Genomic DNA, 23,189 nt, shown 5'->3' with positions numbered 1-23,189 from the left:
TAATATTGTTGCTGTTAATATTCTCCGGCTGCTCCAGTGACGATGAGGCACCAACCCTAGCAGATACGAAAGCCATGCTTCAAGGGGAATGGCGCCACGTATCTATCAGGTTCTATGATTATATACCAGACGTACCCTTAGTTTTAGCTTCCTACACCAGACCCATTTACCATATAGGGGTGATGTTCTCCCAGGATTCTGTGACTCACATTGAACACCAAGATTACGAGGGCGTAATGCCCCGGATAACCACTGAAGAATTGAAGCTAAGCGAAAGAGAGGGAAAGCGGTACCTTATGCTCCAAAACGAGGAATTCGAGATTATTGGTCTTAATCAAAACAATCTAGAGCTGTTTCGCAAAACGCAAATGAGTCCCCGGGAAGTAAGAGAACAGACATTCACTTACAAAAAGAAGTAACCGATAACCCTATACTCAAGACTACCGTGCTGCGGATAGAGAACGGGAGGCAGTCCCCCTCGCTTGGGGTACTTTTCTCCATCTGCGAGGCCCTTGGGATTGCCTTTACCTAAAATGATGAATTTCGACCAGGATATCTCCTGAATCCCTGCAAGCACGAAAAACCCTTTCAGATTACTTCCTGTAGACCTTGCCTTGGAGGGTTTGCATACGATCTTGCCCTATTAAACATCAGGCGGGGCTTCCGTTTCACAGGAAAGACCTAAGCCGATCCTGATGAAAGTATCCTTACTCCGCCACTATCACTCCATTTTCTATCTCCTGCTCTCCCTTTTGATCCTTGCTGAGGAGACAGAGGTAATGCCGAAGAAGTCCGTCACGCTGCCGACAGGCAGATGCTGCTGGGGAATCCTAGCGGTGCCACCTCGGATACCGAAAACGAAAGCAATTACCTGATCATGTGCCCGCAGTACGCGCTATCCTATAGCCGCAAGAGGGGTACACCTAATTGGGTGAGCTGGCACGTCATTCCTAACTGGCTCGGCGTAGCCGACCGTCAGGATGATTTCCGCGTGGAGCCAAAGTTGCCGCAGAGATGGTATCGGGTCTCCTTCTTCAGTTACTCCGGGATAGGTTTTGACCGGAGCCACAACGTTCCATCCGAAGAACGCACGGGGACCGCGGAAGGCAACTCCTCCACGTTCCTGATGACGAATACGGTCGCGCAGGCCCCAGCCACAACCGGGAGACTTGGTCCAGCCTAAAGGACTACACAGGGGAAGTAGTAGAGTAAGGCCTGGAGGTTTACGAGGTGATGGGTAGCTATGGGAAAGGTGGAACGGATAGTAATGGCACGACAAGGACCATCGACAATGGCAGGGTTACCTTCCCAATCGCGTCTGGAAGTGATGTTGCTGTAAGGAGAGAATGACCGGGAACGCTCAACTCTTCCACGCGTGTGATCGCCTTTTACACGCCTAACAGCAACACAGTGCGCTCTGGGTGGGGGGGCCACCGAACCACTGTGGATGCTATCGAACAGAGTACAGGTTGCAATTTGCTCTCTGAGCTTCCGGAGCAGCTGCAGCAAACACTTGAAGCCCGGGTTGATAATGGGCTGGTTAGTTGATTTGAGTGACGACTAACGACAAACTGCTCGTCATTATTAGGCTAATAATAAACTTTAAGAATTTAGTTCTCCTGCAAGGTAAAAGCCAGCTGAGTGGCTTAAGGTTGTTTTTGATTCTTCCGGGAAGAGCTGAAAAGAAAGGATTTGTTTGCAAATAAAAAAACCCTTACAAGTTATCCTTGTAAGGGTTTTTAAAGAGTGGGACGTGCTGGATTCGAACCAGCGACCCTCTGCTTGTAAGGCAGATGCTCTGAACCAGCTGAGCTAACATCCCTTTTTTGTTTTTCGTTGACCTTTTGTCCCCGTTTGATGATGCAAATATGGGGGATGTTTTTTTATCTACCAAATCCATATTTGAAAAAATATTTAAAATTTCTGCAAAACCGTTTATCCGTTGGAGGCCTACCGGTAGCGCCGTATATTTAAAGCCTGAAAATCAGAAAGTTTGTGAGAAATAGAAAAAAGGCGGCCCGATTAATTTTTTTTGGAGTGGGCGGATTTTTTTTCGTGATGGCTTTGGCCATGGGGGCGTTGTACGTCTACCAGGATAAAATTATCGGGTTATTTGTGGCAGAAGCCAACCAACACATCAAAACAAAGATTGCGGTAGAGAAGATAGAGGTGACCTGGTGGGAGCAGTTTCCGCAGGTAGCCATCCGGCTGCGGAACGTGGAAGTCACCGAGGCAGTGCCCGGCAGTACGGCCTCATTGGCCAAGCTAAAGAACGTGTACGCCACCTTTAATCCCTGGGATCTCTGGCGTAGCACATACCGCATCCGGGAAATTCATTTAGAGGACGGGGAGGTGCAGGCTAAGGTGCTGTCTAACGGAAAAGTAAATTACCGATTCTTCCAAAGCGCAGACACCGTCCAGAACGAGAACATGGGTTTTGACCTGCAGCACATCAGCCTAAAGAACGTGCACGTTGTGTACCAAGACGTGCCCCGCAAGCAGAAGTATGACGTCATAGCCCACGCACTTACCGCGGCGCTGGAGATGGAAGGAACTGTTTTGCAGCTCAAGGCCAACGGAAGCACCTTTGTCAAGACCTTGAAAGTAGGGAACAATGAGTTCCTGCAAGAGAAAGCCATTACCCTAGGAAGTGAGTTAAGCATCCATACAAAGCAGCAGTTGATTACGCTTCAGCCTTCGGAGATACAAATAGGCAAGGCGGTTTACCAGGTAGGCGGGGAAGTGAACTACCAACAGAAAACGCAGGTAGACCTTAAGGTTACCGGTAAGAACACCAATGTGCAGTCTTTGCTGGCCTTGTTGCCCCCGCGCTACTCCAACCAACTAGGTAAGTACCAGAGCAACGGGGAGGTGTATTTTGAAGGCAAGGTGCAGGGCGAAGTCTCTTCTAAAAAGAACCCGTTTTTAGATTTTAAATTTGGTGCACGGGACGCATCTTTTTACAGCCCAGATTACAAAGGAAAGGTAGAAAGGGTAACGTTGGTGGGCCGTTTCACTAACGGAACACAGCGCAATAGCCAAACCTCCTCTCTTGAGTTGCGCAAGATCAAAGGCAGCTTGCAAGGGAGGCCTTTCAACGGGGAAGTTGTGTACAGAAACTTTACAGATCCTTCCCTGCAGTTACAAGTGAACGCCCAGATAGATATAGCGCATGTTTTGGGGCTGTTTCCGGCAAAAGACCTTAAAAGAGGAAGCGGACAGGCGCAGGTGCAATTCTCTTTCTCGGGCAACCTGCGCACCCTCAGAGCCAACCCGGGTAGCCCGGCAATCAAGGCCAGCGGAGAAGCCACGCTGCGGCAGGTAAGTCTTCAGTTCAGGCAGCACCCTATGCCTTTGACAGGCCTCAACGGTACGCTGCAACTTCAAAAGAACGAGGTAGCTTTCTCCAACTTCAAGGGCAAGATAGGTGAGTCACACATTCAGGTGAATGGGCACTGCAGAAATGCTTTGGCCTGGTTATTTTTCAAAGGGCAGAAGCTGATTATTGCCGCCGATGTTTCTTCCCCCTTCCTCAACGTAAACCAGATATTAGCCGCTTCGGCGGGGGCAAGTGGTACAACGGCAAGCCCTGGAAAGAAGGCCGCCTACGCGTTCAACATGCCCGCAAATCTGGAGTTGGACCTCACTGCTCGGGTGAATAAGGTGCAGTTCCGAAGGTTTAAAGGACGGCAGGTACAAGGGCGCATTCTGTTAAAAGATAAAATCCTGTCAACGCCAGGTTTGGCGTTGCAGGCTGGGGGCGGTAGCTTCAAGGTTAAGGGGCAGATGGATGCCCGCAGACCGCTGATCAAGATTACCTCCGTTGCCAACCTGGAGAACATCAGCGTGGACAGCCTGTTTTATGTGTTCGAGGATTTTGGGCAAACCTTTATCATGCAGCGGCACCTGCGCGGAGAACTGACGGCGCAGATTGAGTCAGAAACCTACCTGGACCATCACCTTTCGCCCCGCACCGACTTGGTACAGGCCCAGATCAAAACCACGCTCCGCAATGGCCAGCTCCTCAACTTTGCTCCTATGCAGAAGCTCAGCCTATTTGTGAAACGCGACGAATTGGCTAACCTCCGGTTCTCTGAGATCAAGAATAACTTCTACATCCGGAACCGCACTGTCTCCATTCCTGAGATGGAGATCAGGTCCAGTGCCACCCGCCTTTCTTCTATCACAGTATCGGGCACACACACCTTTGACCAGCAAATGGATTACCACGTGCGTCTGCCCCTGAAAGCCAACAAGCGAGACAAAGATGGACGCTTTGGGGTGATCGCCGCCGGGCCCTCTTACAACCCCAACCTGTTTCTCACCATCAAAGGCCGGGAAGGCAATTTCAAAGTAGCCTATGACCAGCAGAAGACGAAAGCCAAGGTCGCCTCTGACCTGAAACGCGAGAAGCAAACGATCAAGGAAATCTTCCAAGGCAAGAAGCCCGAAAAGAAAGAAGAGAAAACCGTAAAGCCCGCCGCCGAATACTTTGAGTTTTAGGGCGGACTAGTTGAGAATGATTTGAGGCTGTTTTACTGGAAATTGCCTTAAAACAGTAGCTGGCTCTGGAGGCAATACTCTCAAAGTCAGGTTTTTTGTAGATATTCACACAAGGCGGGGGAAACGCCTGCCTATCGATTTTCACCAGAAAGCACAAAGCCAAAACGCACCTTTATAAGCTTTACTAAGAGGGTGTGGGCGTGCAAACCAAATCATTCTATGCTACAGGAAGGGAAAGTGGTTCTGCGGCCGCTCGCTGACCATGACCGCAAAGACCTAGCCAGGCTGGCCAACAACAAAAACGTTTGGGATAACCTGCGTGACCTGATGCCTTCTCCGTACTCAGAGGCAGATGCCCAGGCTTTTATTGACCTGACTAGTCAGGAAAAAACAAAGATGACCTTCGCCATAGAGTTTGAGGGGCAGTTTTGCGGCGTGATTGGGTTGGTAGGGCAAAGTGATGTCTACCGGAAAACCGCCGAGATTGGCTACTGGATAGGCGAACCGTTCTGGAACAAAGGCATTGGAACCACCGCCGTGGGGCTTATTACCACGTATGGCCTGCAGCAATTGGGCTTTGTGCGCCTTCACGCCGGGATATTTGAATACAATGCAGGGTCTATGCGGGTGCTAGCCAAAAATGGGTACGTGAAAGAAGGCGTGTTTAAAAAGGCTATCTTCAAGAACAGCCAACTCTGGGACGAGCATAGATTCTCCATTACCCAATAACGGCTTGCCTCAAACGTAATGTGATACATCCCCTATGAAACTGTTCTTCCACTTTGTTTTCCTTTTCTCCTTCTTTTTAGGAATAGCCACAGCAAACGGGCAAACCGCTTCTACCATCGCCATTAAAACACGCAGCCTGTTTGAAAGTGAGAAAGGACAACTGCTGGAAGATCAAACCATTCTTGTCAAAGATGGAATCATCACCGAGGTAGGGAAAAACCTGCCCATTCCGCCGGATGCTCAGGTCATAGACCTCACCAGATTCACGGTTTTGCCTGGCTTGATTGAAGCCCATAACCACCTCTTAATGGAACACCCGGGCGACGAGGAAAACACGCTCACCGTTACCAAGGCCGTGGCGCTGGAAGGGGATGCCCTGCGAGCCCTGCGGGGTGCGGCGCGGGCAAGAACCTTCTTGGAGGCCGGGTACACTACTGTCAGGGATTTAGGCAATTCAGGTAAGTTTGCCGACGTCGCCCTGAAGAAATCCATAGCCGAAGGTAGTTCTATTGGGCCAAGGCTGTATGTGTCGGGGCCGGGCTTGTCACCGGAAGGGGGGCAGGCACCCAGTGTATTGCACCAGCATCAATCTCTGGTAGAAGGAGAATACCGGGTTGTGAAAGGGGCCGAAGACGCCCGCATGGCCGTGCGCGAAAATGTGTATTACGGCGCCGATGTCATTAAAATCTATTCTAACAGCTCGCCCAACAAGCTTTACCTTTCTGTGGAGGAAATGAAGGCGATAGTAGAAGAAGCGCATCTGTACGGCCTTAAAGTAACTGCACACGCCACCAATGACCTGGCTATTAAACGAGCCATTGAGGCCGGGGTGGATGCCATTGAGCACGCCTATGTGGTCTCAGATGAGACCCTCCGGACCATGAAAAAGCAGAATATCACCCTGGTGGCCACTGATATGGATTTCCTTCTGGGTAAGAAACAGTTTGAGAAGGTGGGGCTAAGCGCCAGTGATGAGCAGATCAGGAAAGCCATGCAACCGTACCATGACCGGCTGCAAAGAGCCACTAAAATAGGTGTGAACATCGCCGCTGGTTCAGATATGTACATGGATTTGGGCATGACTAGAGGGGAGGCCTCTAAACGAGTGTTATTCGCCTATGAAGAGGCTGGCATGGGGAGAAAAGCTATCCTGCAAGCCGCTACAATCAACGGGGCTAACCTGATAGGAGAAGAGAAACTGGGGAGAATCAGGAAAGGAGCTTGGGTAGACATCATCGCGGTGGAAGGCGATCCGCTAAGCGATCTAGCGGCTCTTACCAAGGTCACGTTTGTGATGAAGGCGGGCAAAGTCTATAAGCCGGTAAACTAACAGCACATCCCAAAAGGTGAGATAGGGCCTGCTTTTCCGAAAGCGGGCAGAAAACCATTACCTATCCTGTAAGTCTTCTTATATTGCTTTTCAGCCAGTACCCCATCCTCTATGAGAAAGATACACCACCGGCTTCTGCCGTTTCTGTGGCTTGGGCTCTTCGCCTGCCAAGCCAACACTAGTACTCATGCAACCCAAAGCACCTCAGCAAACGCCAAGGTTTACTACCCTGAGAAAGGCGATAAATGGGAGCGGAGAACCCCTGAGCAGGTAGGCATGGACCCCGAGTTGCTGTCACAGGCCGTGCTGTACGCCCAAGGTCAGGAAACCAAAATGCCGAAAGACTTCTCTACCCAGGAAGAAATTTTCGGGAAGTTGCTGGGACCAATTCCCAAAAGCCGTGCGGGCACCAACGGCATCATTCTGCGGCATGGTTACATTGTAGCCGAGTGGGGCGATACCAAGAGCGTGGACCCAACCTACAGTATTGCCAAGAGTTTTCTGTCAACTATTCTGGGCGTGACGCTGAACAAAGGCATGATCAAGGACATCAACGACCCGGTGGCCAAGTACGTCAAAGACGGCGGCTATGACTCAGAGCACAACCGCAAAGTGACCTGGCACCACCACGCCCAACAGACGAGCGAGTGGGAGGGAACGCTCTTCGGGAAGTCGCACACCTTTGTGGGCAAAGAGGAGTTTGGCAACGGCGAACGCAAACCCCGTGAGCTCAAAGAGCCCGGCACCTTCTATGAGTACAACGATGTGCGCATCAACCGCTTTTCCCTGTCGCTGCTGCGCCTCTGGAAAAAGCCCTTGCTCGAGGTCCTGAAAGAGCAGATCATGAACCCTATTGGCGCTTCAGATACATGGCAATACCTGCCCTACAAGAATTCATACGTGGACGTGAACGGCAAGCAACTGCCCAGCGTGAGCGGTGGAACCCGTTGGGGCGGTGGTCTCTGGATTAACACCCGCGATGAGGCCCGTTTTGGGTACCTGTTCCTGCGTCAGGGCAAATGGAAAAACAAGCAAATCGTGTCCAAAGAATGGGTGAAGCAGGCTACCACACCTGGGCCGCACGGACCTGATTATGGTTATCTCTGGTGGCTGAACACGCAGAAAAAGCAATGGCCTAACGCCCCGGCCACCAGTTACGCGGCCTTGGGTGCGGGCTCTAACACCATTTGGGTAGACCCTGAGCATGACATAGTGGTAGTTTGGCGCTGGCATGGCACCAACGGAGACGAGTTTTTCAAGCGTATTCTGGCTTCGGTAAAGAAGTAAGGAGCAAGCACAGAGTTTGTTGGCGTTTAGGGCTGGTTTTAGAAAAACTGGCCTTAAACGCCAACTCGTTTTTAGCCGTGTCGTTTGTGTAATTCTACACCAACACATTGAAACTATGGCTGAAGAAAACACCACCCTCCTGAAAGATTACTCTGATCAGGAAAAGGGAGCATACCTGGGCGCATTGGCCACCATTGCCTCGGCAGATGGGCATGTGTCTGAAGAAGAATTACAGTTTCTGCAACTCACCAGTGAAGCGGCAGAACTGCCCGAGAACCTGCAGCAGGAAATTATCTCCATCGCGAAAAACCCCTCACAGATAAGCTTGCAACGGTGCCTGGATGTGCTCAAAGGTAGCCCCTTGCGCTTCTCTTTTGTCACTGATATCATCAGCTTCGCAAAGTCTGATGGGCAATATACCGCAGATGAACAGCAGCGTATTGCGGAGGTAAGCAAATACCTGGGCATTGACCAAAAGCAGTTCAGTATTCTGGACCAGTTTGTGGACAAAGCAAACCAGGCTCAGGAGCAAGGCGAAGACCCAACCTCGCAGTCGTTTATGAACAAAAGCGGCTTCGGCGATATGTTCCAAAAATCTGGCATCTCACCAGGTATGGTGACGGGTATGCTGGGCGTATTGGCTCCCATTGTGATCAGCAGCATGATGAACCGTAGACGCGGTGGCTACGGCCATGGTGGAGGCATGATGGGCGGTGGAATGATGGGAGGCGGCATGGGCGGAGGCCTAGGCGGTTTGTTGGGCGGCCTGTTAGGCGGCGGAATGGCAGGAGGTATGATGGGCGGCAGAGGTGGCATGTACGGCGGTGGCCGTATGGGCGGCTTAGGCTCTATGGCTTCTATCCTGGGCAGCTTAGGTGGCCGGGGAGGTTATGGCCGTGGCATGGGCGGCGGCGGATTAGGCGGTCTGCTAGGCGGTATTCTGGGCGGTGGCCGCAGAGGCGGATCCGGCTGGTAACAGCAGCTGCAGTATAATTTGAATCCGTGTTTGGGGGCTGATTTTTAAAATCAGCCCCCAAACACGGATTTTACGTTAGTAGCGGGTGAAGCCTACCTCCAAGTTACTCCTCCTGTTTCAGGTACACCGTTTGAGAAGGGAATGCGAACTCGGCATTGTGCTTCTCTATAATCTCCACAATCTTATAGTTGATTTCCTCCTTCACGTCAATGTACTGGTCATAGTCAATGGTGTCTATGAAGTACAGCACCATGATGTCTTTGGAGTGCGGGCCCAGGTGGAAGAAGCGCACGCGGCCGTCTTGATTGGTACGCGGATATTCGTCAATCAGGTTCTGGATGTCTTCCACAATTGCCCTCATCTGCTCAGAAGTGGTGTTATACGTCAGTGACAGGTCAAACTTCACTCGCCGGAAAGTGCGCAGAGTGAGGTTATCCAGCGGTTTATCAATCATGCTTTTATTGGGCAATGTCACGTAGCTTTTCTCCAGCGTTCTGATGCGCGTACTCCGGAAGCCAATCTTCTCAATGGTGCCGGTGATCTCGCCTACCTGCACCAAATCGCCTACCACAAAGGGGTGGTCCAGGAAAATGGTGAAGGAAGCCAATAGGTTCTCCAGGCTTTCTTTGGCAGCAAACGCGATGGCCAAACCACCTACTCCCAGGCCGGCCACCAGACCCGCCACGTTCACCTTGAATACCGTGCCCAGAATCACAAAGAACCCAATGATCACAATAATCACCTTGGTGAAATCCACGAAGAACGGCACCAGTTGGTCGTCTAGCTTAGAGAGCGTTTTGGCGGCCCTTTTGGAAAACACCATCCCAAAGAAATCTACCAGGCGCATGGTTACCCAAGTGAGGGAGCATATCAGGAAAATGCTGTAAATGCGCTGCAGAATACGTTTAAGGCCTAGTTCTTCTTTCCCTGGCAAACCCAGTTCTGGCGGGTAAGTGAGGTTATCAAAGGCAATGTAGAGGAACACCAGAAACGCAAGCACCTCCAGGGGCGTCACCAGCAGGCGCCTGAATTCTTCCTTAGTGACGTCTTTGTTGATGCGCTTGATGACACCCCTGAAAAGGATGCTGGAAAAGAGCCGTGACACCACGGTTTTGAACAGGAACCCAGCCAGCATGATGCCCAAAAAGATGAGGTACTGCTGCACGGTGTTGCCTAAGAAGACGTATTGTAGAATATCTGAAAATTGGTCTTGCATCTATAAAATTTTTGGCCGCTTGCAACCTACGGCGTGGCACAAGGGTCAACAGGTAAATGAACCAGCAAATCTATGAAACGAATGATCTTATTCCAGATTTTAGCCTTGGGGCTGTTTCTCAACCTGGCGGCCTGTCAGATTCCCAGTTCTGAAGCCGAGGAGAATACCCAAGAAGGTATCATCGGCGGACAATGGCTAGCCTATGGCGAGCTCCAGTGCAACAGTAATCCTTGGGGGTATTGCAACACCACGCCAGACACAAAAGTGTGCGTGAAAAAGTACGTGCAGGACCAGGGTTTCACCGTCCTGGAAGTAACCATGACCCCGGCTCCCAGTGATCTGATTACCTGCGCCGCCTGCCAGTGTCCCACTGGCCGCACCTTCAAGGTAAGGGTAGAGGAACAGGATGTATCCAAATTGGTGGCACTCGGCTTTAAGAAGGTATAACCAAGCGACAGTGGAATAAGTAAGTTGCCTGGCTTATCATTTAATAAACGGATGTGTGAAAAGCCGAAGCCCTCGTTCTTGCCTTTATTTTTGAAATCAGGCTAAAAACGAGGGCTTCGGCTTTTTTGGGTTTTATCTGTGCCAGATGAGCGGCTGAGCCTATAACAACTGGCTCAAGGCAATCTCAAAGCAAGTCTTGGCAATCTCGGTTTTTTGCGGATGCCGCTCGTGGGCTTTCTCCAGCGCCGCCCGGATGGTGCGGGAAGTATCTGTGAAAATGGCTTCATCGGTGATTTCCACGTCCTGCTCCATGAGGTAGGCAAATACCCGGGCCATGCCGCAGTTCGCCACGAAATCCGGGATCACTGATACTTGCTGGTCCGCAAACTCGCCCGTCGCCCCGAAGAAGATCTCCGGGTCTTTGAACGGCACGTTGGCACCGCTGGAAATTACCTCCAAGCCAGCCCGCTGCATGCGCTCCACCTGCTCGGTTGAAACTAAGCGGGAGGCCGCCGCCGGAATAAAGATCTCGGAAGGAACGTCCCAGATGCGGCTATTCACCTCTTCAAACGAAAGGAGATTGTCTGCCAGTAGTGAGTTGCCCACGCGGTTCAGGAACAGTTGGGTGATTTCCTCAAAGGAGAATCCTTCTTCCTGTATCAGGCCGCCCGCCCGGTCAATGATGCCTACAATGGCCACACCTTCAGAAGCCAGGTAGTAGGCCGCTGCCGCACCTACGTTTCCCCATCCCTGGATGATGGCCCGCTTGCCTTGCAGCTCGCCGCCCCACAGTTCATAGTAATGCGCCACGGCCTTGGCCACGCCGTACCCCGTGATCATGTCAGCCACGGTGTATTTGCGGGGCAGGGAAGGCGAGTAGTGGGCGTCTTCCAGCACTTTGCTCACGCCTTGGCGCAACTGGCCCAACTTGTTTATTTTTTGCGGCTCGGTGGCTTTGAAGTGTCCGTTTACAATACCTTCCTGTGGATGCCATAAGCCGTATTCCTCGGTAATGGGAATTACCTCGTGGATCTCATCCACGTTCAAGTCGCCGCCGGTGCCGTAATAATTCTTGAGCAACGGATATACTGCGCGGTACCAGCGCTCCAGCACGCCCTGCTTGCGCGGATCTGCCGGGTCAAAGTTGATCCCTGACTTAGCGCCGCCAATGGCCGGACCAGATACCGTGAATTTTACCTCCATGGTTTTGGCCAGCGACTCTACCTCCCGCTTGTCCAACCCTTTGCGCATGCGGGTTCCGCCCCCGGCAGCCCCTCCGCGTAGCGAATTAATTACTACCCAGCCTTCGGCTTCGGTTTCTGCATCTTTCCACTCAAATACAATCTCAGGACGTTTGTTCTCAAATTTGGCGAGGAGGTCTTTCATAACGGGAGGAGGTTTTCTCTAAGTTTGGCGCAAAGGTACATGATAACGGTTGTTTGGGAGAGGGAAAATGAAGATTTGAAGGGGATGGTGTCTTGTGCTAGCGCAGAGAGGCTTTTCAGATTTCAAAGGCTTTGTTGTTGCAGCTTGGCTTTGGTGGGCTCAAGGCCGCGGGGCCTCGTCTTCCGGCCTCGCGCTTCTGTTTTAGCCTTGGCCGGTAGGCCTGCCTGCGGCACCAGGTCTAAAACAAAGGCGCTCACCCGAAAGACTGAAAATGGGTTCTTCTACCTTTTGCGTTGCATAGCCAAGTAGTTGGTCATGGGTTAAGTTTTCAAATTTTCTTCTTATGGTTCAAGCCTGTGACTTGGACCTACCATGGTCTGCAGTTTGCAACTGCAGTCAGAGGATGGGCGCTGCGCAGGCAGGTGAATCCATGTGTAAACATGGGTATAGAAGTGTAAAAATCCTTTTTACTAGGTTGATTACTAGGTGACCTAAGCCCGTCTTGGGCAATTTTTTCGGTGGCAGGAACCTCTGTGGGAAGCGTCAGAGGCAGAAATTAAATATTTAAATATGGAACTGTTTCAGTATTAAGTATTTTATATATCCAATTGAGATCATTATACGTAAATCTGCAGTAAGCCAAGTCAACTCCGTCTAACGAAGTGCCCGACATAATACCTATAACATGGTTTGTCGCCATGCGTTAAAGTAACGTAATGTTCAGGTAGTAAGCGAAACGGGTTGCGGGCGGGTTTTAAAGGCGTGGTAACACGTCTATTGTAGTATTGAATTTTGTGTGTCCTTATGAAAAGTTTATTATCCAGAGTGGAATCTAAGAAGATTGATAAGGCTGCCTCAATGCTGAAGGTATTGGCGCACCCAAAAAGGTTGGCCATCGTGGATCTTCTGGGTAAGGAAGACAAGATGACTGTGACGGAGATCTATCAATACTTAGATTTACCGCAGGCCATTGCTTCACAGCATTTGATCACGCTGAAAGACAAGGGGGTTCTCTCGTCTTTCAAGGTTGGCACCAAAATCTATTATTCCCTTTCCATCCCGAAGCTGATTGATGTGATTGACTGCCTGGAGGAGTGTTGCGGTGATTTGTAACCGGTAAAAATCCTGCCAGCCTAGTTCCCTCATCAAGTAAGTATCCCCCAAAACCGTTTCCAGCCTGTTTTTAAGAAAGTAGGCCAGAAACGGTTTTTAATTTTTTACCAGTCTATCTATAGATTCTGGTTCACCACTTTCTACAGCCGCTTCACCCCATTTAGTTGCAGCAGTTGTAGAAGTTTTCTTGCTTTGGTTCAGGTAACGCACCAAGCAAATGAACCTCAGGAAACTTCCCCGTCTTACTAGCTGGCAACAAGCATTACTGCATGCCTTCCTGGCCTGGTTCCTGTTCAATACATATAGTGCGGTAGACTATGGTTTTAGGGTAGCCAGAGATGGGTATTTCATTTTCTACGAAGACGGCACTCCGTTAACGGAATGGAAACGCTTTCTGGAGTTTAACTCAGACTGGAAGAACCTGGTTCTGCTTATAGCTCCCTTGGCAGTAGAGCTTAACTATCATTTGGTGTTCAAGCGAAGAAGCAAAAAGCTGTTCCTGTTTGCTTCTTTTTTGCTGGCGGTAACTTTGGTGTTAGTAGCCATGTTCGTGAACAAACATAATGAGCATCTCACAGCTATAGATTTTCTGCCGTCCTTCTTGATTTTCCTGAGCTATGCCGTTCTATATGCCTTTGTTCGTTATTCCATCCACCACCAGATCAGACAGGCCGAAACCAAACGCCAACACACCCAAGCCGAGTTGGATGCTTTGAAAGCGCACCTGAACCCACACTTCTTCTTCAACACGCTCAATAACCTGTACGGCACCGCCTTAGAGGAAAAAGCAGAAAGAACGGCTCATAGTGTGGAGCAACTTTCGGGCATTATGCGCTATGTCTTAACAGAGGCGCAGCAGAATTTCACGGATGTCTCTAATGAGATTAATTTCCTGCAGGATTATTTGAAGTTACAGAGGGTACGCTTGCCTGCAAGAGACAATATTCAACTGCACCTGCACGTGCATCATGACGGCAACCCCGCTCTTATTGCCCCGCTGCTGCTTATTCCTTTTATTGAAAATGCCTTCAAGTACGGCATTAGTGTGGATAGAGAGTGTTACGTGCGGCTGGAGTTAAGCGTCAAGAACAAGCGACTAGAGCTAACAATAGAGAACCTAGTGTTCCCAGACAGGCAGTTAGACAAAGGCGCGGGCACCGGTATTGCCCATGTTCGCAAGCGGCTGGAGCTACTTTATCCAAATCTACATCAACTAGAGATCCATCAGAACGGACAGTTTACCGTCAGGCTGCAGCTGACCTTACGCTAGTCTTGTTTCCTCCTTTCTTTCTTGAAATAAGCCTTTTTCACAAGTAAACTTTTGTGTTATGAAACTGCTATGTCTTTTAGTAGCTTGCTGCTGCTTTGCCCAGGCGCAAGCCCAACTGGTACTCTCCGGTAAAATCAAGAATGCGCAAGCCGGTACGCCGCTGTTGGCCAATGTTCCTTTTGATGCCTGGTACCACCAGGCCAACTCGGTGGAGGTACAGCCAAATGCCCAGGGCGAGTTCTCCGTCACCCTGCTCGTGAACCGACCTCAGACCATTTTCCTAAACTATGCCGGTACCCGTATTTACCTCTACGCAGAACCAAACGCCACTTTATCCCTAACCTTCCAGGGAGCAGCTTTCCCTGATAAACTGGTGTTTGGGGGCAGTCTGAAGAAAGAAAATGCCTTCAGGCAAGAACTAGGGTTGACCCGGTACCAGCTGGGAATGCAAACCTGGAACGATACGTTAACCGATCCTGACCAGATTATCGCCAGCATTGGGCAAAACCAGGCAGCAGCTTTGGCGCAGATAGAAAAAAAGAAGCATGCTTTCTCCCCAACGTTTTACCAGATGACCAAAGCCGATATCCAGTATTTCGCACCGGCTATTTTCTGGCGCTTGGTGTTCCGCAATGAAGTCTGGGGCAAGAAGAATAAATCAAAGTTTGACAGAGAAGAATGGCGTAAAGCCTTAGCCACCGTGCATGCCGCCCAGCCCATTTCTAATCCCCAGGCCGTTCCCAGTTACTTCTACCAGGAGGTGCTGGCGTACTACCCTCTGTTTCTTCAGTTCTCTAACACCAAAGAAGCGTTTGCCAGCCTGGTGGAGAAAATGTTCCAAAAACCATTTGCGGAGGCCAGAGCAGAAATCAAGGAAAAAGGAGAACGCTACTGGGAGCACAAAGCGCTATTATACGGCCTGCAGGGTGCCGCACTGGAAAGCGCGCTGGCCTCTTTTCTCAACAACGGAGTGTATGCAGGTGAATTAATCTACCAGCAGGAAGCTTATGATGATTTCCTGGTCCGTTTTCCTCAAAGTGCGTACCGCCCTTACCTGGCCCAACTGATGGAGCGGTACAGAAAGAGCCAGCCCGAAAGCAGCGCATCATCCATAGAGTTTGAGGATAAGGCAAACCACTTCCAAACCCTGGAAGAGGTATTAAAGCCGCACCGCGGGAAAGTGGTGTACGTAGACCTGTGGGGAAGCTGGTGCGGTCCGTGCCGAGAAGAGTTTGGGTACACCCAAGCCCTGAAAGAACGCTTCAAAAACAAGGCAGTGGATTTTGTGTATATTGCTTTTGAGCACAGCGCCAACCCAGAGAAGACCTGGAAAGAAACCGTTCGGTTTTATGGTTTAACTGGCCGGCACTTGTTGGGCACCGAAGCCTTAGAGAAGTATTTTAGGGGGCTGTATGCCAAAAACGGAAACATGGTGTTCCCGTCTTACCTGCTCATTGACAAAGAAGGAAAGATTGTGAACCCCCACGCAGCCCGACCTTCCAGCAAGGAGACGCTTTACAAACAAATAGCAAATCTGCTTTAACCTTTCAGTTGTACAGGCCACATGCGTTGTATCTCCATAGATGACGAGCCTATTGCGTTGAACGTGATCAAAGCGCACGCCCAGAAAGTGCCGTTTCTGCAACTAGAGGCAACGTTTGTCAGCGCCACCGAGGCCTTGGCGTACCTGCACCAGCATCCCGTAGACTTGGTTTTTTTGGATATCAAAATGCCAGACATTACGGGCTTGGAAGTAGCGAAACTCATCGGCAAACAAGCCAGCATTGTGTTTACCACCGCTTTTGCTGAGTATGCCCTGCAAGGCTTTGAGCTGGCCGTAACCGATTATCTGCTGAAGCCGATCACTTTTCCCCGTTTTCTGCAAGCCTGTACCCGAGCCCAGGAATGGAAGCAGAAAGCAACAGACAATGCCGTGGCAGAGGGCACTCCAGAGTTTTTGTTCGTGAAGGTGGGGTATGATTGGGAGCGGGTAAACCTAAGCCAACTGCTGTACATAGAAGCCGATGATAATTACCTCACTTTCCATGAACCACAGCGACGCATCTTGACCCGCATGACCTTAACTGAAGCCCAGGAAAAACTACCTCCGCAACGTTTTGTGAAAGTGCACCGCTCTTACCTAGTGGCCACCGCTAAAATTGAGAAGATAGAGCGGCATCAAGTAACCTTAGGTGGCAAAGCAATTCCGGTATCACCTGCCTTCCGGGAGAGCCTCTTGGAGCGGTTGCTCTAAAACTGGAGGTCACAAGTGGAAAGATTGTCTACTACTTAGTCGAATATCCTTATGCTCCGTTTCGGGCTCGTTTTAGTGAAAACAGCTTCGAAACGGAGTTCTGTCTGTTCAAAGCAGTTAGTCTTTATACTTCAGTACCAACACTGCTGGTACCGGGCGTTGGCCTTCTTTGTCTGAGGGTTTGATGGTGTTTTTGCCTTTCACGTACAGCGCACTGGAGCCGCCACCATCTAAGTTCAGAGCTTCCTGGCAGCCTAAATCCACCATCAATCTTGCTAATTGGTCCAAGCTGGCGCCCTCGGCTATGCCTTTGTTCCGGCCTTCTACCATTAAGATGATGAGCTTGTTGTCTGGGGTGTAGCCCATCACAGTTCTGGGATTGGGTCCTCTAAAGCTGGCGCCGCCTCGCATCTCTTCCTCAGCGGTGATGTGCACTTTTCTGTCTTGCACCAAGACTGGACCACCGCCCACGGCTACTTGTGGTTTCCAGCGCTTCATGTTTTTAACCGTTCTTTTAGAAGGCTCGGGTGCGGGTTGGCCGTTCACTTCAGCATCATAGGGGGCGGCTAGTTCTACGGTCTTTTTCTTTTTGCCTACGTTGTAAGCCCAAGCTACATCGGCGGTGCGGTTGCGGAAAACACCGATGGCGCCTGTAGTGGGGTAAAACGTAAGCGTGTCGGTGCCTTTGGGGTTTTTGCGCTTCACGGAGGCTTGCGGCGCCAAGACTTTACCTTTGTTGATGACCAAATTCAGGTTGCTGTTATTGGCGAAGGAGAAAAACGTGGTGTTTACCACGGCCAGCACGTTGCCGGGCTCCTGCGCATAGTATTGCTGCGGTGTGTAGCGCTTGCCGTTGCCCACGCGGGTAAGAACCTCCAGTTTAGGGTCTTTCAGATCCGCTTCTAAATAGTAAGCCTTGAATGGTTTGCCGTCCAGTGAATCTGCCGTGGTGAATACTTTCACGGAAGCAGGCAAGCCCTCTTGGTGCTGCGGAGAAGGAGACCAGCGCACCTGAGCAAAACCGGAATAGGAGAGAAGAACGGCCGTGAGGGAGAAGAACAGCTTTTTCATGCCGCCAAGATAAGGAGTGGGGTTGTCTGTTGTGTAACGGGGTTGTAAAAGCTTTCTGTGCTGGGTTGCCGTTTCCAGCGTGCTTTTTGAAAAAGGAGACGAAAACATGCAGGGGCAATCCCTTGTGGTTGCCCCTACAAACCTGATCCACAAAAAAGCGGGACACTCTGTAAAGAATGTCCCGCTTTAGGAATGGTTTTATGAAAAGGAGCTCTAAACGTGGGTCTCAGAAGACTGCTTCTCCAGATCAAATAGATCGGTAAGCACGTCAATGAGGGTTTCAGCCTCTCCGCGTTTACAGGCGGCTTTCAATTGCAATACGGGCAGCTTGATAATCTTCTGCATCATGGATTTGGTGACATCGTCCATGTGCTTAGCTTCTTGTGGGGAAAGCTTCTTCATGTACCGGGCCATCTCTTCCTGACGGATAGTCTCCAATGCATTTTTCAACTTCTGGATGGTAGGCGATACGTTCATCTCCTTGCTCCAGTCCTCAAATCCAGCAATGGACTCCTTGATGATCTGCTTTACCTGCGGCACAGAGTCCAGGCGGCGTTGCAGGGCTTCTGAGGCTTTGCTCTGGATGGTGTCAATGTTGTACACCAACACGCCCGGGATCTGCTCTACCTGCGGCTCTACGCTGCGCGGTACGCTCAGGTCAATGAAGAATTTGTAGGTTAGTACGTTCAGGCGGCTCACCATCTCTTTGGTGAAGAACGGCTCCTCGCGCGCTACGGAAGAGATGATCACATCGGCCTCTTTCATGGCTTCCACCAGGTTCTCAAACGGAACTACCTCCAGGCCACATTCCTCGGCCAGGATCTCGGCCTTGGCTTTGGTGCGGTTAGAGATCTTCACGTTCTGGAAGTCTGAGTCAGAAAGATGGCGGCACACATCAGCGCCAATTTCGCCCAAGCCTACCACCAATACCTTCGGATTGGTAATGTCAGCGGTGAGGCTTTCTACCAGTTCCAGGGCTGCGTAAGACGTAGAAGCGGCTCCGTCTCTAAAGGAGGTCTCCTGTACTACGCGCTTGTTGGTGAAGAAGATGGTGTGCAGCAGGCGGTGCAGGAATGGTCCGGCAGCCTCGTTGTCTACACTCCACTGGTAGGCTTGTTTCACCTGGTTGGAGATCTGCATGTCACCCACCACCTGCGCGTCAAGGCCCATGGCCACGTTGAACAGGTGCTGTACGGCATCAGCGTGCTCGTTTACGATGGTGAAGTAATCCAGGTACTGGGAAATATTGGAAATGCCTTTGCTGATGCCCAACAGTTTCACGATCTCGTGGCTGTAGTCATCATCAGAAGTATAATATACCTCCGTGCGGTTGCACGTGGATAGCACTAAAATGTCAGTTGCCTGAATGAAATTTTTGAGCGTTTGCAGGAACTGTCGGCACGACCCCTCATCCAAGGCGATAAGCTCTCTTATGTCTAAGGGAGCTTTTTTATGTGAAAGACTGACGGCTCTAAAATTGTGAAGCATACGGCAGTTTTGAAATAGCATGCAAAATTACGGCGCGATCTTTTAATAATGAATTACTTTCGTATCTTTCTTTTATTTATACACATTACAAATTACAGAGAACAGACGCTTCTTCTGCTGTCATACGTTTAGAGGGAACACAATCCCTAGACGGGCGTATCTCTTCTAGCGTTGCTTTTGTACATGATCCCGACCTCCATTTATTCCAAAAAATCTAGGTTAAAGCTCCTGATTATCGCGGTAGCCCTGTTTATAGGGGCGGCCACGGTGATCTACACTAACCTGTTGGTAGCCAAGCTTTCTGAGCGTGAACAACAACTGATTGATTTATACGCCAAAGGCTTGCGGTACATGATCAACGCCGAGATTGACAGCGATAACCTGGTGTTCATCCAGGAGGAGATCATTGACGCGAACCGTTCGGTGCCGGTCATCCAGACCGATGAAAAAGAGAACGTCATCGCCTATAAGAACCTTGATATCCCCGAAAAGATTTCCGAAAACCGCAAAAAAAGGCTTTTAAAACGCGAAATCGCGAAGATGAAGGCCCAGCACAAGCCTATTGTGGTGTCGTACCAGCAGGAGTTCAAGAACTACATTTTCTACAAAGATTCTGAGTTGCTTACGCAGCTGCGCTACTACCCGTACGTGCAGCTCACGGTCATTGCCTGCCTCTCAGTGATTGCCTACTACGCCTTCAGTTACTCGCGCAAAGCGGAGCAGAACCGGGTTTGGGTGGGTTTGGCCAAAGAAACCGCCCACCAGTTGGGAACTCCGCTTTCTTCTTTGATGGCCTGGTATGAGTACCTAAAGGGCAGCCCTAAGTTTGAGAACGAGCCTATCATAGATGAGCTGGGTAAGGACGTTCGCCGATTGGAGATTATCACGGAGCGGTTCTCCAACATCGGGTCAGTGCCGGTGCTCAAAGATGAGCCGCTTCAACGGGTGCTGGAAAACGCCATCGGGTACTTGCGCAACCGGGTCTCTAACAAGGTAGCTTTCTCCATAGAATCTGAATTTCCGCCCGAAACCACGGCTAAAGTCAACATCCCGCTGTTTGAGTGGGTGATTGAGAACATCTGCAAAAACGCCGTGGATGCCATGGAAGGCAAAGGCAGCATCACGTTGCGCCTGGTGAGGGCCAATATAAAAGATGCTATTGCTCTGGATATCCAGGACACAGGCAAAGGCATTCCTAAGACAAAACAGGAAGAGGTATTTGTGCCGGGGTATACCACCAAAAAACGCGGTTGGGGCTTAGGCCTGGCCTTGGCCAAACGCATCATAGAGAACTACCACCAAGGCCGTTTGTTTGTGAAGTCCTCTGAGGTTGGGAAAGGCACTACGTTTAGGGTGGTGTTGAACAGGTAAGGTGTTTTGGTGCTGTTTTCTGGAAAAGTAGCCAAAAGGTTAGTTTGAAAAGAGCCCGCGGACTTTGTAGAAAAGTCCTCGTGGGGAATACCATTTATAGGTAGATACCCCGCCAACTACTACTGTTTCGGTCATTCCTTTAATATCTGGACTCATTTTAATAGTTGCCGGAGAAGTGGTCATCAATTCGCTGAGCTTCTTTTCACAATTCATGTAACCAATAAAGGAGAATTCAATGGTTGGGTTCTTTGCGAAAAGTTCTTCAGGAATGTTGAGCGAGAAATTTCCGTTGACATCTGTTGGCGTGGCAATATTTGTTCCTTGAAGCAGGACGGTAGCGCCTGGCATTCCTTCTTTAGTTTGAGCATCTATAATTTTACCCCTCACTACTAATAAGCTGTCAGTTGCCGGAGTTGTTTTTGGGCTAGATGCTTGCTCCGTCGAAGTTGTTTGCGTTTGTTGTTCTATAGTTGGTAAAAGCTCTGAGTTTTTTGCCTCCACCGTTTTCGTGCTTAGCCAGGCGGTGAGACCAAAAGCTACGGTTTTCCACGTCCAGCGGCTTCTTGAAGAAGAAACAGCCACTAACTCTCTTCCTAACTGCTTCTCGCTAAATCGCCCGCAGGTAGTGCCCTTCTGTTGGGTTAACCAACTCACCACTTCGGCATCAGACATCCTGGTAAAATCCACCACTGTTTTAGCGCAACTTTGGCAAAAACGGCCCTGATTCTGAGGTGTCATGGCGTGCCAATTCTCATGGCAGGGTTGGGGCACAGAGACGGTGAGGCGGGTAGTGGGCATAGGTTGGGGTTTGTCTAAATATACGTAGGGCTCGCCGCTTTCAGAATATTTTGCTTAACTTTTCACCTGAATTTCTACACCAAACCGAACAAGTGAGCCTAAAAAGTCTTTTCCGCCGCAAGAGTTTAACCGCAGTTTTGCATACCCCACCCGCCGATGTGGCCTCGCACGTTGGTACCGTTGACGAAGGGTTGGAGCGTAACTTATCTGTCAGAGACTTGACTTCCCTGGGGATTGCAGCCATCATTGGAGCAGGTATTTTCAGTACCATTGGGAATGCAAGTTATGAAGGCGGGCCGGCGGTGTCTTTGCTTTTTGTCTTTACGGCTATTGCCTGCGCCTTTTCTGCGTTATGTTATGCCCAGTTTGCGGCTACTATTCCGGTGAGCGGCTCGGCGTACACGTATGCGTACACCTCGTTTGGTGAGTTGGCCGCTTGGATCATTGGCTGGGCGCTAATCATGGAGTACACCGTGGGGAACATTGTGGTGGCTATTTCCTGGAGTGATTACTTCACGGGACTGATGAGTGGCGTGGGGCTGGATATTCCGGCTTGGCTCACCATGGGAACCCAAAGTGCACACAAAGGCTACAATGAAGTAGTGGCGCTGTTGCAAGCGGGGCAGCCGCTGACGGCCGCAGACCCTGTGCAGTTAGAGGCCTATAATACGTGGCTAGCGGCTCCTGCCTTTTTGGGCGGTAAGTTGGTGATAGATTTGCCAGCGTTTATGATCAATGCGGTCATCACTACGTTGGTGTATGTGGGAATTAAAGAGTCTAAAAACGCCTCTAACCTGCTGGTGGTATTGAAGATGATTGTGGTGTTGGTGGTGATTGCGGTAGGTGTCTTCTACGTGAGTCCTGCTAACTGGAGCCCGTTCGCCCCTAATGGGATTGGAGGGGTTTTGAAAGGCGTGTCGGCGGTATTCTTCGCGTATATTGGGTTTGATGCCATCAGTACTACTGCTGAGGAATGCCGGAACCCGCAGCGCGATTTGCCCCGGGCCATGATCTATGCCCTCATCATCTGTACCGTGCTGTACGTGATTATTACCTTGGTTTTGACCGGGATGGTGTCTTACAAAGAATTGGCCGTGGGGGATCCTTTAGCGTATGTTTTCACCAAAGTAGGGGTAGAGTGGTTGGCCGGTATTGTGGCGGTAAGCGCCATTTTTGCCATGGCTTCGGTGTTGCTGGTGTTCCAGATTGGGCAGCCCCGTATCTGGATGACCATGTCTCGCGACGGATTGTTGCCCCCTGTTTTCTCTAAAGTACACCCGCGTTTCAGAACCCCTTCTTTCTCTACTCTGGTGACCGGCCTGTTTGTAGGGGTGCCCGCCTTGCTCCTGAACATGGACCTGGTAATTGACTTGACCAGCATCGGGACTCTTTTTGCATTTGCCCTGGTATGTGGCGGGATCCTGATGATTGATCCGCATGGCACCTCAGACGCCCGGTTCAAGGTGCCGTACCTGAACGGAAAGTTTTTGGTGCCATTGATTCTAGGTATTAGTGGCGTCTTGGTATTGCTTTACAACCGGGTGGCCATAAACGAGTTCTGGAGTGCCGTTGCCTGGAGTGGGGGCTACGAAGAATTCCGTCATCAAATTCCTATGCTGGTATTCCTGATCTCCTGTGTGCTGATGGCCTGGGTTTCTTTCCGGAAAAATCTTTCTTTGTTACCGGTGCTGGGCCTTCTAACCAACCTTTATCTGATGACACAATTGGGGGTAAACAACTGGTTGCTCTTCACGGTGTGGTTGCTAATTGGGTTAGCTATTTACTTTGGTTACAGCTTTAAGCACAGCAAGTTAGCGACCCGTACGCAGCCTGTATAGTAGAACACGTTTGCTTTTGTGCGGCAACTACGTGATTCTTTTAAAAAGGTTTAAATTTTTTTTATTCTTTCTTCTAAGGTGGTATCTTGCTTATACTTCAAGTGGGCATGGG

At 50.3% G+C, this 23,189-nt stretch carries 20 protein-coding genes and 1 tRNA gene; 15 read left to right on the top strand and 6 right to left on the bottom strand.

Features of this window, described 5'->3' with window-relative positions:
- Positions 1-74: 74 nt before the first annotated feature.
- The 3 genes from ACW9SV_RS06395 to ACW9SV_RS06385 all read left to right on the top strand — a co-directional run bounded on the left by ACW9SV_RS06395 (position 75) and on the right by ACW9SV_RS06385 (position 1,183).
- The gene (locus ACW9SV_RS06395; RefSeq protein ID WP_479555906.1) at positions 75-419 is read left to right on the top strand and encodes a hypothetical protein; all 345 of its coding nucleotides are present in this window, start codon (positions 75-77) and stop codon (positions 417-419) included.
- A 26-nt stretch (positions 420-445) separates the two neighbouring features.
- On the top strand, positions 446-532 hold the full coding sequence (locus ACW9SV_RS06390) for a helix-turn-helix domain-containing protein (protein WP_479556513.1): 87 nt from the start codon (positions 446-448) through the stop codon (positions 530-532).
- Between the two features lie 282 nt (positions 533-814).
- Positions 815-1,183, top strand: coding sequence for a DNA/RNA non-specific endonuclease (locus tag ACW9SV_RS06385; protein ID WP_479555905.1), 369 nt, complete (start codon positions 815-817; stop codon positions 1,181-1,183).
- 564 nt (positions 1,184-1,747) lie between these two features.
- Here ACW9SV_RS06385 and ACW9SV_RS06380 read toward each other — a convergent pair.
- Positions 1,748-1,822: transfer RNA gene (locus tag ACW9SV_RS06380), tRNA-Val, on the bottom strand.
- Between the two features lie 215 nt (positions 1,823-2,037).
- Between ACW9SV_RS06380 and ACW9SV_RS06375 the strand changes: the two genes are divergently transcribed.
- The 5 genes from ACW9SV_RS06375 to ACW9SV_RS06355 all read left to right on the top strand — a co-directional run bounded on the left by ACW9SV_RS06375 (position 2,038) and on the right by ACW9SV_RS06355 (position 8,825).
- A complete protein-coding gene (locus tag ACW9SV_RS06375) occupies positions 2,038-4,503 on the top strand; it encodes an AsmA family protein (RefSeq protein WP_479555904.1) in 2,466 nt (821 codons plus the stop codon).
- A 219-nt stretch (positions 4,504-4,722) separates the two neighbouring features.
- On the top strand, positions 4,723-5,232 hold the full coding sequence (locus ACW9SV_RS06370) for a GNAT family N-acetyltransferase (RefSeq protein ID WP_479555903.1): 510 nt from the start codon (positions 4,723-4,725) through the stop codon (positions 5,230-5,232).
- 34 nt (positions 5,233-5,266) lie between these two features.
- Entirely contained in the window at positions 5,267-6,562 is a 1,296-nt protein-coding gene (locus tag ACW9SV_RS06365; protein WP_479555902.1) for an amidohydrolase family protein, read from the top strand.
- A 111-nt stretch (positions 6,563-6,673) separates the two neighbouring features.
- Positions 6,674-7,849, top strand: coding sequence for a serine hydrolase domain-containing protein (locus tag ACW9SV_RS06360; RefSeq protein WP_479555901.1), 1,176 nt, complete (start codon positions 6,674-6,676; stop codon positions 7,847-7,849).
- A gap of 115 nt (positions 7,850-7,964) precedes the next feature.
- Complete coding sequence (locus tag ACW9SV_RS06355) at positions 7,965-8,825, top strand: tellurite resistance TerB family protein (RefSeq protein ID WP_479555900.1); 861 nt, start codon at positions 7,965-7,967, stop codon at positions 8,823-8,825.
- A 103-nt stretch (positions 8,826-8,928) separates the two neighbouring features.
- Here ACW9SV_RS06355 and ACW9SV_RS06350 read toward each other — a convergent pair whose 3' ends face one another.
- Positions 8,929-10,041 carry a mechanosensitive ion channel family protein gene (locus ACW9SV_RS06350; RefSeq protein WP_479555899.1) on the bottom strand — a complete coding sequence of 371 codons (1,113 nt, stop codon included), beginning with the start codon at positions 10,039-10,041 and terminating at the stop codon, positions 8,929-8,931.
- A 72-nt stretch (positions 10,042-10,113) separates the two neighbouring features.
- Between ACW9SV_RS06350 and ACW9SV_RS06345 the strand changes: the two genes are divergently transcribed.
- Positions 10,114-10,488 carry a hypothetical protein gene (locus ACW9SV_RS06345; protein WP_479555898.1) on the top strand — a complete coding sequence of 125 codons (375 nt, stop codon included), beginning with the start codon at positions 10,114-10,116 and terminating at the stop codon, positions 10,486-10,488.
- Positions 10,489-10,647: 159 nt separating this feature from the next.
- Here ACW9SV_RS06345 and ACW9SV_RS06340 read toward each other — a convergent pair whose 3' ends face one another.
- The gene (locus ACW9SV_RS06340) at positions 10,648-11,874 is read right to left on the bottom strand and encodes a Glu/Leu/Phe/Val dehydrogenase dimerization domain-containing protein (protein ID WP_479555897.1); all 1,227 of its coding nucleotides are present in this window, start codon (positions 11,872-11,874) and stop codon (positions 10,648-10,650) included.
- A gap of 804 nt (positions 11,875-12,678) precedes the next feature.
- On the opposite strand from ACW9SV_RS06340, the gene ACW9SV_RS06335 reads away from it, so the two are divergent.
- From ACW9SV_RS06335 to ACW9SV_RS06320, 4 genes are all read left to right on the top strand, one after another.
- Positions 12,679-12,987 (top strand): ArsR/SmtB family transcription factor, encoded by a 309-nt coding sequence (locus ACW9SV_RS06335; RefSeq protein WP_066830613.1) that lies wholly within the window; start codon positions 12,679-12,681, stop codon positions 12,985-12,987.
- Positions 12,988-13,204: 217 nt separating this feature from the next.
- Positions 13,205-14,257 carry a sensor histidine kinase gene (locus ACW9SV_RS06330; protein ID WP_479555896.1) on the top strand — a complete coding sequence of 351 codons (1,053 nt, stop codon included), beginning with the start codon at positions 13,205-13,207 and terminating at the stop codon, positions 14,255-14,257.
- 58 nt (positions 14,258-14,315) lie between these two features.
- Positions 14,316-15,800 carry a TlpA family protein disulfide reductase gene (locus ACW9SV_RS06325; protein ID WP_479555895.1) on the top strand — a complete coding sequence of 495 codons (1,485 nt, stop codon included), beginning with the start codon at positions 14,316-14,318 and terminating at the stop codon, positions 15,798-15,800.
- 21 nt (positions 15,801-15,821) lie between these two features.
- Positions 15,822-16,511, top strand: a complete 690-nt coding sequence (locus ACW9SV_RS06320; protein ID WP_479555894.1) for a LytR/AlgR family response regulator transcription factor — start codon at positions 15,822-15,824, stop codon at positions 16,509-16,511.
- 117 nt (positions 16,512-16,628) lie between these two features.
- On the opposite strand, the gene ACW9SV_RS06315 is transcribed toward ACW9SV_RS06320, so the two are convergent.
- Together ACW9SV_RS06315 and hemA are read right to left on the bottom strand one after the other, a co-directional pair.
- Entirely contained in the window at positions 16,629-17,582 is a 954-nt protein-coding gene (locus ACW9SV_RS06315; protein ID WP_479555893.1) for a phosphodiester glycosidase family protein, read from the bottom strand.
- A gap of 213 nt (positions 17,583-17,795) precedes the next feature.
- On the bottom strand, positions 17,796-19,070 hold the full coding sequence (gene hemA, locus ACW9SV_RS06310; protein ID WP_479555892.1) for a glutamyl-tRNA reductase: 1,275 nt from the start codon (positions 19,068-19,070) through the stop codon (positions 17,796-17,798).
- A 183-nt stretch (positions 19,071-19,253) separates the two neighbouring features.
- Here hemA and ACW9SV_RS06305 point away from each other — a divergent pair, with 183 nt between their 5' ends.
- Entirely contained in the window at positions 19,254-20,441 is a 1,188-nt protein-coding gene (locus ACW9SV_RS06305) for a sensor histidine kinase (RefSeq protein WP_479555891.1), read from the top strand.
- A 39-nt stretch (positions 20,442-20,480) separates the two neighbouring features.
- Here ACW9SV_RS06305 and ACW9SV_RS06300 read toward each other — a convergent pair whose 3' ends face one another.
- The gene (locus tag ACW9SV_RS06300; protein ID WP_479555890.1) at positions 20,481-21,239 is read right to left on the bottom strand and encodes a carboxypeptidase-like regulatory domain-containing protein; all 759 of its coding nucleotides are present in this window, start codon (positions 21,237-21,239) and stop codon (positions 20,481-20,483) included.
- Positions 21,240-21,376: 137 nt separating this feature from the next.
- Between ACW9SV_RS06300 and ACW9SV_RS06295 the strand changes: the two genes are divergently transcribed.
- The gene (locus ACW9SV_RS06295; protein WP_479555889.1) at positions 21,377-23,077 is read left to right on the top strand and encodes an amino acid permease; all 1,701 of its coding nucleotides are present in this window, start codon (positions 21,377-21,379) and stop codon (positions 23,075-23,077) included.
- The last annotated feature ends 112 nt before the right edge of the window (positions 23,078-23,189 follow it).

Source organism: Rufibacter sp. JT20002, assembly GCF_056491185.1.
The sequence above is the reverse complement of the archived record's forward strand: the minus strand, read 5'-3'. Positions and strand labels throughout refer to the sequence as shown.